This window comes from Pseudotabrizicola sp. L79, assembly GCF_036553525.1.
Taxonomy (GTDB): domain Bacteria; phylum Pseudomonadota; class Alphaproteobacteria; order Rhodobacterales; family Rhodobacteraceae; genus Pseudotabrizicola.
In genome coordinates this window covers 656,501-671,723 of sequence record NZ_JAZHDA010000046.1, presented here as the reverse complement: position 1 = coordinate 671,723, position 15,223 = coordinate 656,501, and the positions used below count along the sequence as shown (strand labels likewise).

Below are 15,223 nucleotides of genomic sequence, written 5' to 3'. Positions count from 1 at the left end.
AAGGCCTGACCGATGATGACACCTGCCGTCCGATCGCCCGAGCCGGGCAATTTTGAACTGATCGTGGGGCTGTCGCGGGTGACCCCGTCGGCGGTGGAACTGGTCGATGGTGGCATGGTGGCCGAGTTGAGTGGCGCGGGCTTGCTGAAGATGCTGGATGCCACTTTTGGCGGGCAAGGCCCGGTCGAGGTTTGGGGGCTGGACAGTGGCCTTGGCCCGCGCGCGATGATGGTAACCGAAATCACCATGAGCGGGGCCACCACGCTGATCACGCTGGAAGATACCGGGATGCGGGGCATTCTGAACTGACGTTCCGGCCCTTCGCGGCGACTTCCCTGCAAGAAAGAGCAAAGCGCCGCGAAGTCGTTGAAGAGGGTGCAAGGTGAGCTGCACCTTGGCCCATTCTGGCGTTTTGTCAGTCGATCTGTGTCATGCCGCTGATTGCGAACTTGGACACGGCACTGTCGGTCGCCGCAAGATAGGCCGTGATATGCGGCGCCTTCATATGGGTTTCCCAAGACTCGCGGGTTTCCCAGTTTTCAAAAAATGTGAAATGTGTTGGGTCATCGTTGTTCTGGTGCAAATCATAATTGATGCAACCAGGCTCGGCACGGGTGATCGGAACCAGCTTGAGCAACTCGGTCTTGACCAGATCAACATGGTCGGGATGGGCGTAGATGTTGGCGATAACCGTTAGTCTTGGCATGTGATGCGCTCATCGGAAAAGGTGTTTCGACGGAAATGGCTTAGTGGTGGGCGGGAGTATAGACCAGAGATTGCAAGAGCACCCTGACAAAAACAGCCATGAAAGCCTAAAGGCGCGGCCAAGGCGGTCGCTTGGCTTTGGGCTGCAACGGGCGGCCGGGTTCATGTCTTTGCAGGGACGGTCACTCCTGCGTTGTCCAGTACCCTATCAACTGCGCGATGCAGACAGCCGATGGCAAGCGACAGATCCTCTTCGCTTGCGATAAAAGGGGGGGCCAGTAGCACATGGTCGCCGCTCCTGCCGTCGCGGGTTCCGGGCATCGGATAGCAGATCAGACCTTCGGCAAAGGCCGCTTTCTTTAGTTTTGCCGCCAACCCTAGCGATGCATCGAAAGGCGCCTTGGTGTTGCGATCTGCCACCAGTTCAACCCCCCAGAACAATCCACGCCCGCGGATATCGCCGACATGAGGATGTTGCCCGAAATGGGCCAGCAGCTGTTGCTGAAGAAAGACCCCGCGCGATTGCACCTGTGGAACCAGATCACGCTCTAGCAATTCGCGCACCACGGCCAGCCCGGCGGCGGCAGCGACGGGGTGGCCCAGATAGGTGTGGCCATGCTGGAAAAAGCCCGACCCATTGGCTATCGCATCATAGATTGCATCTGTGCACAGCATCGCGCCAATCGGCTGATAGCCGGCCCCCAACCCTTTGGCGATGCACAGGATATCTGGCGTGATGCCCTCGGCCTCGCAGGCGAACAAATGCCCCGTCCGGCCCATGCCGCACATGACCTCATCAAGGATCAGAAGGACGCCATATTTATCGCAGATCTGGCGGATTCTGCTGAAATAGCCCGGCACGGCAGGCACAGCCCCCAGCGTTGCACCGACCACGGGCTCGGCCAGAAAGGCGATCACCTTTTCAGGGCCAACCTTCAGGATTTCGTCTTCCAGTTCTTGTGCGACACGCTGACCGTAGTCAAAGCTGGTTTCGTTGGCCTGACGTTCGGCATACTCATAGCAGGGGGCGATGTGGCTCATATCGACCAGCAGTGGTGCGAATTGCTGTTTGCGCCAAGCGTTTCCACCCGCCGCGAGGGCGCCGAGGGTATTGCCGTGATAGCTTTGACGCCGCGCGATGATGTGGCTGCGCTGCGGCTCTCCGCGCTCGAGGTGGTACTGACGGGCCAGTTTGATTGCAGCCTCTACCGCCTCTGATCCACCGGACACAAAGTAAACCCGATCCAGCTGCCCGGGGGCTTGGCTGATCAGAAGGTCGGCCAAGGATTCGGCCGGTTCCGAGGTGAAAAAGCCGGTGTGGGCGAAGGCCAGTTTTTCGACCTGATCCTGAATCGCCTGTCTTACCCTCTGATTTGAATGACCGAGGCAGGATACAGCTGCGCCTCCAGAGCCGTCAAAATACCGTTTGCCGGATGCGTCGATCAGATAGCAACCATCGCCGCCGGTCGCCATGGGCACATCAGAACGGCAGTGACGGGGAAAGACATGGCTCATGCGGGTGTCCTTTGCAAAAGTGCGATCAGGGCCGCGACGGACGCGGCGTTGTCCTGGTGGGGGGTGCCTTGGGCATTGGTCAGGCTGTTTTCAAACCCGACCCGCAGGGCAAACCCATGGGCTGCCCCCGCTGCAAGACAGGCATGCTCTTGGCCGCCAAAGGCACAAAGCATCTTTTGGCCGTTGGGTGGCAGATGCGCCAGAAAGGGCGCAAGATCCGAAGGCAGCGATTGCTGCCCCTGACTGTAGCGACCCAGAACGCACAGCACGTCATCCTGACCTGGCTGTATGATCCCCTGCGATTGCCAATCGTGCAGCAAGGCCAGATCGTCAGGGTCATAGACGATATGCTGAACCCGTGTGCCTGCTTCGGCGCAGGTGGCATACACCTGTGGTGCCAGCCCCCCGTCTCTTGCAATTTCGCGCACGGCAATGCTGGCCCAGGCTGGGCGAACCTGGGCGAGGCAGGCAAGTTGATCGGCAACTGAAAACAGGCCAACCGCCTCGGTTGTGATTTGCACCAACAGTTCGGGAAGAGCGCGACCCAACTCTGCCAAAGCTTCACGATAGCGCCCGGAATCAAGCGAATGGGCCCCTTGGTCATCGCGAATATGCAGGTGCAAGCCATGCGCGCCTGCAGCATAACACGACCTGGCGGTTTCGATGATCTCGGGCAGAGTGATGGGCAGTGCGGGATGATCGGATTTACCGCGTCTGGCCCCGTTTGGCGCCACCATGACGAAGGGCAGGGGCATTGCGGGCAGGGGCATTGCACCTCCTTTTGCCTGTCGCTTCTGGAGTCGCCAAACGCAAAGCCCGGTTGGGGTCACCCGCGACAGGTTGGTTTCTGTCAACTGCGTTGTGAGCCTAGCCATTGACAGGGGGATTGCCAAGCCAGCAGCCGAGTTGGGCTTGATTTGAAAGGGGGGGCATGTCCAGCCCGAGCCTGATGTCGTCTCGGCTGACCGCCAGACCGTCACTGCCCGTCGCGGAATTATCGGGAAGACCCAAGTCACGCAGTCAGACGAATGCCGAAACCCCGCGCGCCAGATAGACGGCACCGACCGACATCACCACCCACCAAGTGTAGCGGCGAAAATTGTGATCGCTCAGGCGTTCCAGAAACCCGCGTGCGAGGGTTGTGCCGATTATGGCACAGCCAACTGCAAGCACCATGATCAAAGGGCTGACAGAGGCAGAGGTCGCCCCGCCAATCAGGACTCCGAAATAGAGCAGTTTTGCCAGATGGGTGATCACTTGACAGGCGGCTTTCGTGGCGACGATGGCTCTTCGGTCAAGCGGGGTGCGCACGAAGAACACATCCACCAGTGGGCCCGAGACACCAGAAAGCAATTGAAACGATGTGCCCACAAAGCCGCATAACTCGGCACCGCCACGGCGAGTGGCCTGTGGCAGCCAACGGGCTGGAATGACCCGACTTATGAAGGGAAGTGCGCCAAGGATCAGGAAGACGAACCGCTGATCTGGCACCAGATGAAGCGACAGGAACAATGCGCCGGCCGAGATCAGACCAAGGGCATATCGGCCGACGATCGGCCAGACGATATATCGGTGCCACAGGATCGCTCGCCATCCGTTCGACGCCATCTGCGTGATACCATGCAAGACCATGGCATCGGCGACTGGAAACAGCAAAAGCAAGCCGCCCATCAACAGCATTCCTCCGGCCATGCCGAAGATCCCCGATATGAACGATGTGGCAAGCGCGAGTGCTGCGAAACTCAGGAGCGCCATTCAGATCAACTTTGGCTGACCGTGCTGTGCCGCGACATATAGCTGCCAAGCATATTTTCACGCACGGTCATCAGGTGGGCCCGGATGGCCGCTTCGGCCCGTGGGGCATCGCGCGCCTGCAAGGCCGCAACGATTTCGGCGTGTTCGATGTTGTATTTCGCACGGCGTTGTTCGGTGATGCTGCGTTTCTTGAGCTCACCCCATTGTGCAAGTTCGCGCGAACGAGTGATGGTGCGGTACACCTCGATGATCACGGGGTTTTGCGTGGCATCGGCCAGCGCCTGATGGAACTTGCCATCCCAGATCTCGAACTCGGCGAAATCGGTTGCGGCCTGACCGCCCAGCATGGCCTGCCGAATGCGATCAATATCGCCCCCATTTGCATAGGCGACGATGAGATTTGCCAGTTGCGGTTCAACCATCAGGCGCGAGTCCATGATCTCAAGGGGGCTGGCATCACGCCAACCCGGATCACGATCAGACTCGGGCTGGGCGGCCTGGCGGTCGGCCACATATGTGCCGCTGCCCATCACGCGGACAACATCACCTTGGGCTTCAAGCCGCGCCAAAGCCGACCGCACCGCACTTCGTGCGACCTTGAACTGTTCGGATAGGGCTCGCTCGGTCGGCAATTTGCTGCCGGGTTTGCAGCCTGGTTCCTTCAGGTAATTGCGCAGAGCTTCGTCAATAAGCTCTGTCCCCGACTTGGCAGGAGACTTGATATGAGGCGTATCTGTCATGTGCGGTCTAAGTTCCCAGGTCGCTGAACGTCACCAATTGTAAGGCGCCATGTTATGGTCTGGTATCGGGAGGATACAATGATCTTCCGCAAACCACTTTCAGATACATCTTGCATCATTGAGAACCAATCGTCTATATGGTTGTGTCAAAAATAACCAATTTCAACCAGTTTGGTGATGGAGAGCACAGATAGCTGCGGCTGAATGGTTTGCTGTCTGGCACAAGCAGAAAGGACTCATTATGGATCTTACCACCCTTCCGGCGACCGTCGCGGGCACAGAGCACTGGACCAAGAAAGGTGCTGATGTCGATCTTTTCCTCTGGCGCAAGACAGCGCCGGGCGGTGCAACCAAGGGGACGATCCTCTTCGTGCATGGGTCTTCCATGGCATCGCAGCCGACCTTTGATTTGCAGGTCGAAGGGCGGCCCTATTCTTCGGTCATGGATTACTTTGCTGTGCAGGGCTATGACACCTGGTGTGTGGATCACGAAGGCTATGGCCGTTCGACCAAGACGCGCGACATCACGGCCAATATTGCCGACGGCGCGGACGATCTTTCTGCTGCGACAGACTACATCATGGCAGAGACGGGGGAAAAAAGCTTTTATGTTTATGGTATTTCCTCGGGGGCATTGCGTGCAGCCGCCTTTGCAGAGCGGCATCCCGAACGCGTAAGAAAGCTTGCGCTGGATGCCTTTGTCTGGACTGGCGCAAACAGCCCAACCCTGGCCGAGCGCAGCAAGCGCCTTGAGGAATTCCGCCAGATGAAGCGGCGCCCCATTGATAAGGCCTTTGTCTATTCCATCTTCAATCGCGACCATCCGGGCACGGCCGAAGACAAGGTCATCGACGCCTTTGCCGATGCCATCTGCGCGCTGGATGATTCGATGCCGACGGGCACCTATGTTGATATGTGTTCGCGCCTGCCGCTGACCGATCCGGCCAAGCTGACGATGCCAACCATTGTGATGCGCGGCGAATATGACGGGATCGCCAGCGTAGAGGATTTGCTGGCCTTCTTTGCCGCGCTTCCGCACCCGGCCAAGCAGTTCAGTGTCATGCAGGGGATTTCGCATGCGTCGTTCCAGCAAAAGAACTACATGATGGTGTATCACATCCTGCAATCCTTTTATGAACAGCCTGACGCTGTTTATAAAAATTCCATTTAAGAACAGGCGGATAATGCCAGTTGTGAGGCGCCCGGCTTTGCCGGGCGCTTTTTCTTTGCCCCCGAGGGGGGGAAGGGGCGTGAAGGAGGTGTGACGGCGAGGCCGTGATCGTTGCGCACTTCGGTGGTCAAAATGTGAATTGGTGGACCAATGCAGAAATTGGTTATAAATGTGCATTAAGTGGTTGTATTTGGTTTTTTGGTGGTTATGGTGAAATTCGATCACATTGGGCGTCTGAGTTGTGGGCGGCCAATTGGCGCAAGGTTGCGCATCGCGTGAGAAAAGGGAGGAGTATCACATGACGATCACACAGAAGAATTCCAAGGGTGGCTTGTCCAGACGGTCGTTCTTGCAGCGATCCACAATGTTTGTTGGCGCGGCGGGCACTGGCGGGTTTGCGGGGGTGGGCACAGCCTTTGCCCAGCAGTTCCCCGAGCGCAATATCGACATCATCATCCCGACAGGTGAAGGCGGGGGCGCAGACCGTGATGCCCGTGCCTTCGCGAAGGTCTGGGCCAAACATCTGGCAACCAACTTTGAATTTGGTTACTACCCGGGTGCTGCCGGGCAGGTCGGCTATGAGTTCTACATGAACCGTGAGGCCGATGCCTACGGGCTGATCTTTGCGAATCTCGGCCCCGAAGTGATCATGTTGGAAATGCAGGATACTGGTATCTCGGTGGGCGAAGATATCGTCTATATCCAGCAAACCCTGTCCGAGCCGATGGCCGTTTGGGTGGGGCCGAACAGCCCGTTTGCAACGATTCAGGATCTGGTGGAAGAAGGCAAGCGCCGTCCGGTCACCGTGTCGGTCAGCCGCTTGCCGCACCCTGCCTCGATCGGCATGCTTGCGCTTGGCGAGGCAACGGGCGCCAACTTCGTCTTGGTGCCCTATGGCGGTGGAAACCCGTCGTCGATGGCGGCCATCACGGGTGAAGTTGATTGCTGCGCCTTGCCGATCACCAACACCATCGTTCTTGGGGATCAGGCGCGCGTTCTGGGTGTGTTTGCGGATACAAACGTGGTGCCCGAGCAGACCAACAATGCACCAACCGTCAATGCCGCAATGGGAACCTCGATCCCTGCTATGACCTCGTCGCGTGCATGGGGTGTGCAGCGGGCGGCCTATGATGCCCATCCTGACCGGATCAAGGCGTTGGTCGCCAGCATGCAGGCAACGATTGCCGATCCGGCCTATGCCGAAGCGGTTGAGGGCACGGGCGTTCCGGCTGTCTTTATTGATGCCGGTGGGGAAGATGTGGCCATGGCGACGGCGCAAGCGATGAAAGAGCTTGCGAACAAGTATCGTGATCTTCTGGCGGGCAGCTGAGCCGCCAGTGTGAAGCACGTTGCCGGACGGTCTTGAACCGTCCGGCGTTCATTCCATCAGCTGGCTCATGGAGCTTTGTATGAACACTCGTTCTCGCCCTCCGCGTAAAGCGGTTGGCGCCGATCTTATCATTCCGGTCGTCGCCACCGCATATGCGATCTATTACATTGGCTCGGTCTGGGATTTCCCGCCCGAAGCGCAGCGTAGTGGCCTGTTCATGGCGTCTATGCTGATGTTTTTCACCTCTATCCTGTTCGTGCGCACGGCCATCCAGTTGGCGCGCGGCACGGCCTATATCAGCTTTGCAGCCGTCCTTGGCCCAGAGGAGGGGCGCCTGCAGCGCCTCGCCTTTTTCGGGCTGATCGTTGGTTATCTGCTGATCGTGCAGTGGGGCGGCTTCACGCTGACCACATTCCTGTTTCTGCTGGGTGGCAGCTATCTGGCTGGTCTCAGACCTCTTGGCAAGGCGCTGATCTTTGCGGCCGTCGCAGCCATCAGTGGCTGGCTATTCTTCATCGTTCTTCTCAAGACGCGCTTCCCGCTGGGGCCCTTTGAGCAACTTATCGCCTTCATAGGTGCATCATGGAACTGAACGGAATCGAATTTGGCGCGCTTTTCCTGAACTCGTTGAGTTTGTGGTGGGTGATCATCCCTGCAGTGTTTGTGGGTGTGATCATGGGGGCCATTCCCGGCTTTGCCGCCCACAATACGATCATCATGCTGCTGCCTCTGACCTTGGCCTTTGATGTGAATATTGCGCTGACCTTTATGGTGGCACTTTATTGCGCAAGCCACCTTGGCGGAGGGATTCCTGCCATTCTGGTCAACATCCCCGGCACGGGGGGGGCTGCGGCCACAACACTTGATGGCTTTCCGATGGCCCGCAAGGGCCTTGCGGCCAAGGCTTTGGCTCTCAGCTTTGTGGCGTCTGTGCTGGGCGGCTTGATCACATCGGCAGTGACCTTGCTGGCCTTGCCGTTGCTGTCGCGCGTTGGTTTTTACATCCAGTCGGTCGAGATGGTTGTGATCATGCTGTTCGGTCTGGCCCTGATTGCGGCCATTGCGGCGGCTGACATGCTCAAGGGCCTGATCGCCGGGGCTTTCGGGTTGATGCTGGGGGCCATGGGGGCCGATCATATCTTTGCGACCCCACGCGGAACCTTTGGCATTCTAGAGCTTTTTGACGGCATTCCGCTGGTTCCTGCGCTGATTGGCCTGTTCGCCGTGTCAGAAGCATTGGTCATGCTGGAAGAGCGGACGGTCGCCAAAGGAGACACGACCGCAGTGATGCCGACATGGCGCCAGACCATCCAAAATATCTTTGGCGCCTTCAGACATTGGTGGTTGGTCACCTGGTCCAGCATTCTGGGCTTGTTCATCGGTGTCATGCCCGGGGCAGGGGCGTCAATTGCCGCGTTCGTGGCCTACCAGCAAGCGCGGCTGTTCTCAAAAGAGCCAGAGAAGTTCGGCACGGGCGTCGAGCAGGGTGTGGTTGCGCCCGAGGCGGCCAACAATGGTGTGACGACTGGAACGCTTATTCCGCTGTTGGCGATTGGTGTTCCCGGGGGCAGCACTGCTGCCGTGATGATGATCGTGCTGCAATACCATGGCGTTCCGTTCGGACCGCGACTGTTCATGCAAAGCCCGACCCTGGCCTATGGCGTGATCATGTCGATGTTCGTGGCCTATATCTTCATGCTGATCGTGATGTTCCCGATGGCACGCTACCTGTCGCGGATCACTGTGGTGGCCAATTATTACATGGCGCCCATGATCATCGCGTTCACGCTGGTGGGCGCCTTCGTTCCGCGCGGCTTCATGGCAGATATCGTGATCGCCGTGGCGTTCGGCGTGCTGGGCTATGTCGCCCGCAAGACGGGCTATCATGTGGCGGCGATCTTGATCGGGGTCATCCTGGGGCCCTTGATCGAAAAATCCTTCCTGCTGGTGATGCGTATTTCTGGCAATGACATGACCGCCTTTTTCCAAAAGCCCATCGCCCAGATCCTGTGGGTCTTGCTTGTCGCGACCTTGGTTGTGCCGCCCGTCCTGAAATGGCGTCGCAACCGCAAAATCAACCGGTCGGCAGATGTGTACTGAATGCATGTCCCGCCAAAAACCAAAGCAAAGTGGAGTAAAACCATGAAACTCGTGACCTTTTCAAAAGATGGCCAGAACCACGCCGGGGTCTTGACGGAGACGGGCATCGTTCCGGCGGCGGCGATGGGTGGCGATATTCCCAATGATGTCGTGGGTATTATTGCCGGTGGTGCCCCTGTGATGGAGAAAATCCGCAAGGCAATGGCAAACGGAGCGCCGTCAAAAGCCATCGCGGCGTCTGAAGTCAGAATGCTGGCTCCGATCCCTGTTCCCGCCCGCAACATCTTTTGTGTGGGAAAGAACTACGTCGAGCATGCAAAGGAATTTCAGGGCTCGGGTTTTGACAGCTCATCCGCCGGTCAGAGCATCCCTGATGTGCCAATCGTCTTCACAAAGGCACCATCTTCGGTCATCGGCCCGAATATGGCAGTCGAAAGCAGCCTCGACCCAACTGGAACGCTTGATTACGAAGGCGAACTGGCCGTCATCATCGGAACCGGGGGCAGGGGGATCAAGGCGGCTGATGCCATGAACCATGTGTTTGGCTATTCCATCGTCAACGACGTCACAGCCCGCGAGACGCAAAACCGGCACAAGCAGTGGTTCCTGGGCAAATCGCCCGATACGTTCTGCCCGATGGGGCCAGCGATCCTGACAGCAGATGCCGTGCCGGATGTCCATGCGATGACTCTGAAAACCTGGGTAAACGGCGAACTGCGTCAGGATGCGGTCGTACGCGACCTGATCTTTGATATTCCGACGATTATCGAAACGATCTCGGCGGCTATCACCCTTCAGCCGGGCGACATCATCGCAACGGGCACACCCGTTGGTGTTGCTGTCGGCTTCAAGCCGCCGAAATACATGAAGGCAGGCGATACGGTTGCGGTCGAGATTGCCGGGATCGGCAAACTGGAAAACCCGATCAACTGAGTGATCCGCGATAGCGCGCTGATCTGATCCAAACGTTCAGCCAACCTGAACCAATCCACTCTGGACGCGCCACCTCGGCCTGTCTGGAGTGGGCCTTTGCCATGTGGAAAGACATGATGGAACTCAATGCAGAACTCGCCTTCCTAGCTCTGATCTTGCTTGGCGCAGGGGCGCTGACAGGCATCCTGTCCGGCCTGTTCGGTGTGGGCGGTGGTGCTCTTATGGTGCCAGTCCTCTTTGAGACGTTCCAATTTCTCGGCTACCCAGAGGCTGTTCAGATGCCCCTAGCGGTTGGCACCTCGCTTGCGATCATCATTCCAACCTCTATCCGGTCCTATCGCGGCCATCTCGCGCGCGGTGCTGTCGACAAGGATCTTTTGCGAAAATGGGCCGTGTATATCATTGGGGGCGTGTTGGTTGGTGCAGCCATCGCTCGATTTGCGCCACCACTTGTCATGCAACTGGTCTTCGTTGCGGTCGCTGGGGTCAACGCGGTCAAACTGATCAGCGGAACCAAAAAATGGAATATTGCCTCAGAGATGCCGACGGGGATCGTGCTGCGCTGTTACGGGGCTGCAATCGGATTGCTGTCGTCACTGATGGGTATCGGGGGCGGTCAGATTGCCAACATCATCATGACCTTGCATGGTCGGCCCATACGTCAGGCAATTGCCACGTCGGCCGGGATCGGTGTGCTGATCGCAATTCCCGGCGCTATTGGCTATGTTCTGGCGGGCCTTGGCCGTTCTGACCTGCCGGTTGACAGTCTCGGGTTCGTGTCGATGCTTGGCTTCTTGCTGTTCGCGCCGACAACCATCCTGACGGCTGGTCTGGGCGTGCGGCTGGCCCACAGCGTCGAACAGCGCAAGCTGGAAATCGCCTTTGGTGTGTTCCTGACGATCGTGTGTCTGCGCTTTCTCCATGAGATTTTCTTAGGCTGATCCAACAGTCAGCCTGATGCACCTTGGGCGTTTGATTCCATGGTTCGCAGGTTCAATTCTTTTGATGGACTGGCGGGCAGCCTTGTGCGGCAAGGGCGTCTTGGGGGCAACAAGCGAAGTTGCAGGGTGTCACGAACCCTGGCGGTGCTACGCCCCTCAAGCCTATCTGCAAAGCTCAGACATCTGCGCTGAATGAATTGATCCTGATCTTGATCTGCAATACGCCAAGACCATAGTTTGCAATTCTGGCAAGGGCATCGTTGATCGGTTTCAGGGGGAAGCCCTTTGGGTTAAGCCGCCCCGTTCCCCAGAATTGCCAGTCGGATTTGCTTCTCAGTTTCGATGATCGCGAAGAAGGCAACGCCTACGGCCAAAAGCAACGCACCGTCGGCCAGCGACAAGCTTTGGGTGCCAAGTATGGCTTGGGCCAAGGGCAGGTAGGTTACGATGATCTGCGCCGGCACAACGATTGCCAAGCAGATCCAGACCGCCCGCGTTCCCCGCACTGCCGCCCACGTCAACGAGGTGCCAAAGATGTTGCGGATGAAGAACAGGTGAAACACCTCAAGCACCACCAGCAAATTCATTGCCATGGTTTGCGCCATAGCGGGCGCATAGCCGAGGCCAAGCCCATAACGGTAAACTCCGAATACGGCAGTGACAAACAGCGCCGTCACCAAGACCACATGCCAGACCAGTGCGCCCGACAGCAAAGGCGCATGGCGGGGGCGCGGTGGGCGGCACATGGTTCCGCTCTCTGTTGGCTCGAAGGCTAAGGCCAGTCCGAGGGTGACCCCTGTAATCAGGTTGATCCACAGGATTTGCAAGGGCGAGATAGGCAGTGCAAGTCCGAACAGCAGGGCCACCAAGATCGCACCGGCCTCGCCAAAGCTCGTGGGGACTTCAAAGCCGATGACCTTGCGCAGGTTGTCATAAACGGTGCGCCCTTCGCGCACGGCTGCCGCAATCGACGCAAAGTTGTCGTCCGCCAGCACCAGCGCTGCCGCTTCTTTCGCCGCGGCAGAGCCTGAAACCCCCATCGCAATCCCAACATCCGCCCGCTTGAGCGCAGGCGCATCATTGACGCCGTCGCCCGTCATTGCCACCGTCAGCCCTTGCGCTTGCAAGGCCATAACCAAGCGCAGTTTGTGCTCGGGGGTGGTGCGGGCAAAGATATTGGTTGCAGCTGCGGCAGACGCCAACTCAGCATCACTGAGTTGATCGAGATCGGCGCCTGTCAGCACCAATTCAGGGTTGTCCAGCCCGATCTCTTTGCCAATGGCGGCCGCCGTCCCTGCGTGATCGCCTGTGATCATCTTGACCACAATGCCCGCGGCAAGACATTCGGCCACGGCCGTGATGGCTTCACGACGCGGAGGGTCGATCAGCCCCACCAAGCCGATCAGCGTCAAGCTTCCTCCAAAGTCCGAAGCATCCAAGTGTGAACCGTGATGGTCGCCCCCCGCAAGTGCCAGCACCCGTTGGCCCTGTGCTGCAATCCGCTGCGCCTCTGCCTGCCAAAACGCAATCTCAAGCGGCACCGACCCTTCGGACGTGGCCTGTTCGGAGCACATGGCCAGAACTTGCTCGGGCGCGCCCTTGATCAAGACGCGCGCCTGGGTTTGCGGCCCTTGCACCAGCACAGCCATAAAGCGACGTGCGGCGTCAAAGGGGATTTCGTCGCGCCGCGTCCAACTCGCCTCGTTGATGCCAAGCTTGGCCGCAAAAGCCAACAGCGCCCCCTCCATCGGGTCGCCGGACACTTGCCAGTCGCTGTCCACTTGCGACAAGGCCGCGTTATTGCACAAAAGCGCCGCCCGTCCCAGTTGGTCGAGCGTGTTCCCGACTGGCGCCGGGCTGATCTTGCCCACGGGTGCATAGCCCTCGCCTGTGATGCGAAAGGTGCCATCCGTCGTCACAGCTGTGCCTACTGTCATCTCATTGCGGGTCAGCGTTCCGGTCTTGTCGGTACAAATGACAGAGACCGCGCCAATGGTTTCGATCGCGGGCAATCGGCGCACGATGGCCCGGCGCCGGGCCATGGCCTGCACCCCGACCGACAGCGTGATTGTCAAAACGGCGGGCAATCCCTCGGGAATAGCGGCTACCGCAAGACCTACAACCGCCATGAACTGATCGGAATAAGATTTATCGTCAACGACATACCCAAACACCAGGAGAAGCGCCGAAATCAGCAGGATCAGCGTTGTCAGCTTTCGACCAAATCGGTCGATCTGCGCGACCAAGGGCGTCGTCAGAACCTCGACGTCGCCCAACATACCGCTAATCCGGCCAATTTCCGTTTGCTCCCCTGTCGCTACCACGACGCCAAGCCCGGTGCCCGTTGCGACAAGCGTGCCGCTATAGGCCATTGAGCTACGATCTCCCAGTGCTGCCGCCGTGGCGACAGGTGCTGGTGACTTTTCCACCGCCACGGATTCACCTGTCAGCATCGCCTCTTGCAGCCGCAAATCCTTGGCCTCGATCAGGCGCAGATCGGCGGGCACCTTATCGCCGGCCTCAAGCAAAACCAGATCACCCCGGACGACTTCGGCGGCATCGATGTTCAGCCGCATGGCGTCTCGCAGAACCGAAGCCCGCGGGGCGAGCATCAAGCGGATTGCGGTCATCGCCTGTTCGGCGCGGCCTTCTTGGAGAAAGCCGATCACCGCATTGGCGATCACCACCGCAAGGATGACGCCGGTATCAACCCAATGTGCCAGCGCCGCAGTGACTGCTGCGGCTGCGATCAGCACATAGATCAGCACGTTCTGAAATTGTTTTAACAACCGCCGCAGCACAGAAGGTCCCGCCTTCGTTGGCAAGCGGTTCGGTCCCTCTTCGGCCAATCTGCGCGCGGCCGCTTCGGATTCTAGGCCGCTTTCTTTGGTTTGAAGCGCCTTCAGGCAGGCTTCAACAGAAAGGGCATGGGCATCCAGCAGTTTGGTTTTCATTGGCGCGGTCCTTGCGGGGCTGCGGGTAAGTCGGGCCGCTGCGGTCGTTCCTGCGGGGGTCTGACATAGCCGGTTCGGTCTTTCAACATCTTGGGTCTGGGGTGTGAAATCTGTCCCGCCTTTCTACTGTCTGAGCAGGGGAACGGTGGCTCTGTGCGTGACGGTTTTTCTTGTGCAGGCGGAAGTATCAACTCGGCTGTGGACATCATCTGGAATTGAACGATGACTGCTACTTGTCTGAGGGGCGCTTCTTCAGGCTGTGATGCGCGCTTCTGGTGATGGCTTTGGGCGCATGGCATTATCGTTCACGGCGCAGAGGACAACACGACATGCGTGAAGATGTTGTCGGCGATGTAGAACCCCCAATGCAGCCCGAACGACAAGGTCGCGCCGTTGCGCGTGGCCAGCTGCAGGCCGGGCACCACGGCACCGAAACAGGTGGCTGCAATGGTGAACCGCGCAACGTAAAAGCTTGTGGCCCCGCCAAGGATCAATGACAGATGAAACAGCCCGAACAGGGCCGCGGTCAGCATGCCAATCCGCAGGATCGGCCAACCAAAGGATTGCAAGACAAGAACAATGGTCAGGATCAGAATCTGCTGGAACAAAATCTCGAACGTCTTGGGCACATAATATCGCCCATCGGCAAACATGAACTCGGGCGGATTGCTGGGGGCCAGCGTCAGGTCGATTTCGGGCAAGGACGGCAACACCGCAAGGGTGAAGACGGCGATCATCACCAGCACCACAACCACTGGCAGGGCACCATGGGCCAGCGGGTGCCACAGGCGCAGGCGGTGCCGAAACAGCAGCACCGCTGCGATCGAAAAGCCCAGGTAATAGGCCGAATAGAGGACAGGTGCCTCTTGATAGCCGTTGGACAGCCCCAACCCATCCTTGATGTCGTAATATCCGGCAGACGACAGTGACCACAGCGCCGCAACCACCAGAACGTCGATGATCGCGCGCACAAGGGGCTTGTCGTTGGTGGACAGGATGGTGAAATAGGCCAAGGTCAGTCCTTCTTCATCGGTCGGCGTCAAACGGCGGGCGCACCGACCGCGGCGCTTGAGGCGCTT

At 58.6% G+C, this 15,223-nt stretch carries 14 protein-coding genes; 7 read left to right on the top strand and 7 right to left on the bottom strand.

Annotation, left to right across the window (positions count from 1 at the left end; all coding sequences use genetic code 11):
- The first annotated feature begins 15 nt into the window (after window positions 1-15).
- Window positions 16-309: a hypothetical protein gene (locus V3C85_RS11600; protein ID WP_331795230.1), complete on the top strand. Its 294-nt coding sequence runs from the start codon at window positions 16-18 to the stop codon at window positions 307-309.
- Between the two features lie 106 nt (window positions 310-415).
- Here V3C85_RS11600 and V3C85_RS11595 read toward each other — a convergent pair whose 3' ends face one another.
- From V3C85_RS11595 to V3C85_RS11575, 5 genes are all read right to left on the bottom strand, one after another.
- On the bottom strand, window positions 416-706 hold the full coding sequence (locus tag V3C85_RS11595) for a putative quinol monooxygenase (RefSeq protein WP_331795229.1): 291 nt from the start codon (window positions 704-706) through the stop codon (window positions 416-418).
- 161 nt (window positions 707-867) lie between these two features.
- Window positions 868-2,220, bottom strand: a complete 1,353-nt coding sequence (locus V3C85_RS11590) for an aspartate aminotransferase family protein (RefSeq protein ID WP_331795228.1) — start codon at window positions 2,218-2,220, stop codon at window positions 868-870.
- A complete protein-coding gene (locus V3C85_RS11585) occupies window positions 2,217-2,990 on the bottom strand; it encodes a 3-keto-5-aminohexanoate cleavage protein (protein WP_331795227.1) in 774 nt (257 codons plus the stop codon). Before V3C85_RS11585 ends, V3C85_RS11590 begins: the two co-directional genes overlap by 4 nt.
- Window positions 2,991-3,240: 250 nt before the next feature.
- Window positions 3,241-3,975, bottom strand: a complete 735-nt coding sequence (locus V3C85_RS11580; RefSeq protein WP_331795226.1) for a TSUP family transporter — start codon at window positions 3,973-3,975, stop codon at window positions 3,241-3,243.
- 5 nt (window positions 3,976-3,980) lie between these two features.
- A complete protein-coding gene (locus V3C85_RS11575) occupies window positions 3,981-4,715 on the bottom strand; it encodes a FadR/GntR family transcriptional regulator (protein ID WP_331795225.1) in 735 nt (244 codons plus the stop codon).
- Between the two features lie 241 nt (window positions 4,716-4,956).
- Between V3C85_RS11575 and V3C85_RS11570 the strand changes: the two genes are divergently transcribed.
- The 6 genes from V3C85_RS11570 to V3C85_RS11545 all read left to right on the top strand — a co-directional run bounded on the left by V3C85_RS11570 (window position 4,957) and on the right by V3C85_RS11545 (window position 11,190).
- Window positions 4,957-5,886 (top strand): alpha/beta hydrolase, encoded by a 930-nt coding sequence (locus V3C85_RS11570; RefSeq protein WP_331795224.1) that lies wholly within the window; start codon window positions 4,957-4,959, stop codon window positions 5,884-5,886.
- A 298-nt stretch (window positions 5,887-6,184) separates the two neighbouring features.
- On the top strand, window positions 6,185-7,216 hold the full coding sequence (locus V3C85_RS11565) for a tripartite tricarboxylate transporter substrate-binding protein (protein WP_331795223.1): 1,032 nt from the start codon (window positions 6,185-6,187) through the stop codon (window positions 7,214-7,216).
- Window positions 7,217-7,295: 79 nt separating this feature from the next.
- The gene (locus tag V3C85_RS11560; protein WP_331795222.1) at window positions 7,296-7,808 is read left to right on the top strand and encodes a hypothetical protein; all 513 of its coding nucleotides are present in this window, start codon (window positions 7,296-7,298) and stop codon (window positions 7,806-7,808) included.
- Window positions 7,799-9,316 carry a tripartite tricarboxylate transporter permease gene (locus V3C85_RS11555; RefSeq protein WP_331795221.1) on the top strand — a complete coding sequence of 506 codons (1,518 nt, stop codon included), beginning with the start codon at window positions 7,799-7,801 and terminating at the stop codon, window positions 9,314-9,316. Before V3C85_RS11560 ends, V3C85_RS11555 begins: the two co-directional genes overlap by 10 nt.
- Before the next feature lie 42 nt (window positions 9,317-9,358).
- A complete protein-coding gene (locus V3C85_RS11550) occupies window positions 9,359-10,249 on the top strand; it encodes a fumarylacetoacetate hydrolase family protein (RefSeq protein ID WP_331795220.1) in 891 nt (296 codons plus the stop codon).
- Between the two features lie 101 nt (window positions 10,250-10,350).
- Window positions 10,351-11,190: a sulfite exporter TauE/SafE family protein gene (locus V3C85_RS11545; RefSeq protein ID WP_331795219.1), complete on the top strand. Its 840-nt coding sequence runs from the start codon at window positions 10,351-10,353 to the stop codon at window positions 11,188-11,190.
- Window positions 11,191-11,480: 290 nt separating this feature from the next.
- Here the strand turns inward: V3C85_RS11545 and V3C85_RS11540 are convergent, their stop codons facing one another.
- Window positions 11,481-14,144 carry an HAD-IC family P-type ATPase gene (locus V3C85_RS11540; protein WP_331795218.1) on the bottom strand — a complete coding sequence of 888 codons (2,664 nt, stop codon included), beginning with the start codon at window positions 14,142-14,144 and terminating at the stop codon, window positions 11,481-11,483.
- A 305-nt stretch (window positions 14,145-14,449) separates the two neighbouring features.
- The gene (locus V3C85_RS11535) at window positions 14,450-15,187 is read right to left on the bottom strand and encodes a hypothetical protein (protein WP_331795217.1); all 738 of its coding nucleotides are present in this window, start codon (window positions 15,185-15,187) and stop codon (window positions 14,450-14,452) included.
- Between the last annotated feature and the right edge of the window lie 36 nt (window positions 15,188-15,223).

Coding starts and splice junctions, on each gene's coding strand:
- V3C85_RS11560 (WP_331795222.1), top strand. CDS start 7,296: ATGAACACTCGTTCTCGCCCTCCGCGTAAAGCGGTTGGCGCCGATCTT.
- V3C85_RS11600 (WP_331795230.1), top strand. CDS start 16: ATGACACCTGCCGTCCGATCGCCCGAGCCGGGCAATTTTGAACTGATC.
- V3C85_RS11580 (WP_331795226.1), bottom strand. CDS start 3,975: ATGGCGCTCCTGAGTTTCGCAGCACTCGCGCTTGCCACATCGTTCATA.
- V3C85_RS11540 (WP_331795218.1), bottom strand. CDS start 14,144: ATGAAAACCAAACTGCTGGATGCCCATGCCCTTTCTGTTGAAGCCTGC.
- V3C85_RS11595 (WP_331795229.1), bottom strand. CDS start 706: ATGCCAAGACTAACGGTTATCGCCAACATCTACGCCCATCCCGACCAT.
- V3C85_RS11590 (WP_331795228.1), bottom strand. CDS start 2,220: ATGAGCCATGTCTTTCCCCGTCACTGCCGTTCTGATGTGCCCATGGCG.
- V3C85_RS11565 (WP_331795223.1), top strand. CDS start 6,185: ATGACGATCACACAGAAGAATTCCAAGGGTGGCTTGTCCAGACGGTCG.
- V3C85_RS11570 (WP_331795224.1), top strand. CDS start 4,957: ATGGATCTTACCACCCTTCCGGCGACCGTCGCGGGCACAGAGCACTGG.
- V3C85_RS11585 (WP_331795227.1), bottom strand. CDS start 2,990: ATGCCCCTGCCCGCAATGCCCCTGCCCTTCGTCATGGTGGCGCCAAAC.
- V3C85_RS11575 (WP_331795225.1), bottom strand. CDS start 4,715: ATGACAGATACGCCTCATATCAAGTCTCCTGCCAAGTCGGGGACAGAG.
- V3C85_RS11550 (WP_331795220.1), top strand. CDS start 9,359: ATGAAACTCGTGACCTTTTCAAAAGATGGCCAGAACCACGCCGGGGTC.
- V3C85_RS11555 (WP_331795221.1), top strand. CDS start 7,799: ATGGAACTGAACGGAATCGAATTTGGCGCGCTTTTCCTGAACTCGTTG.
- V3C85_RS11545 (WP_331795219.1), top strand. CDS start 10,351: ATGTGGAAAGACATGATGGAACTCAATGCAGAACTCGCCTTCCTAGCT.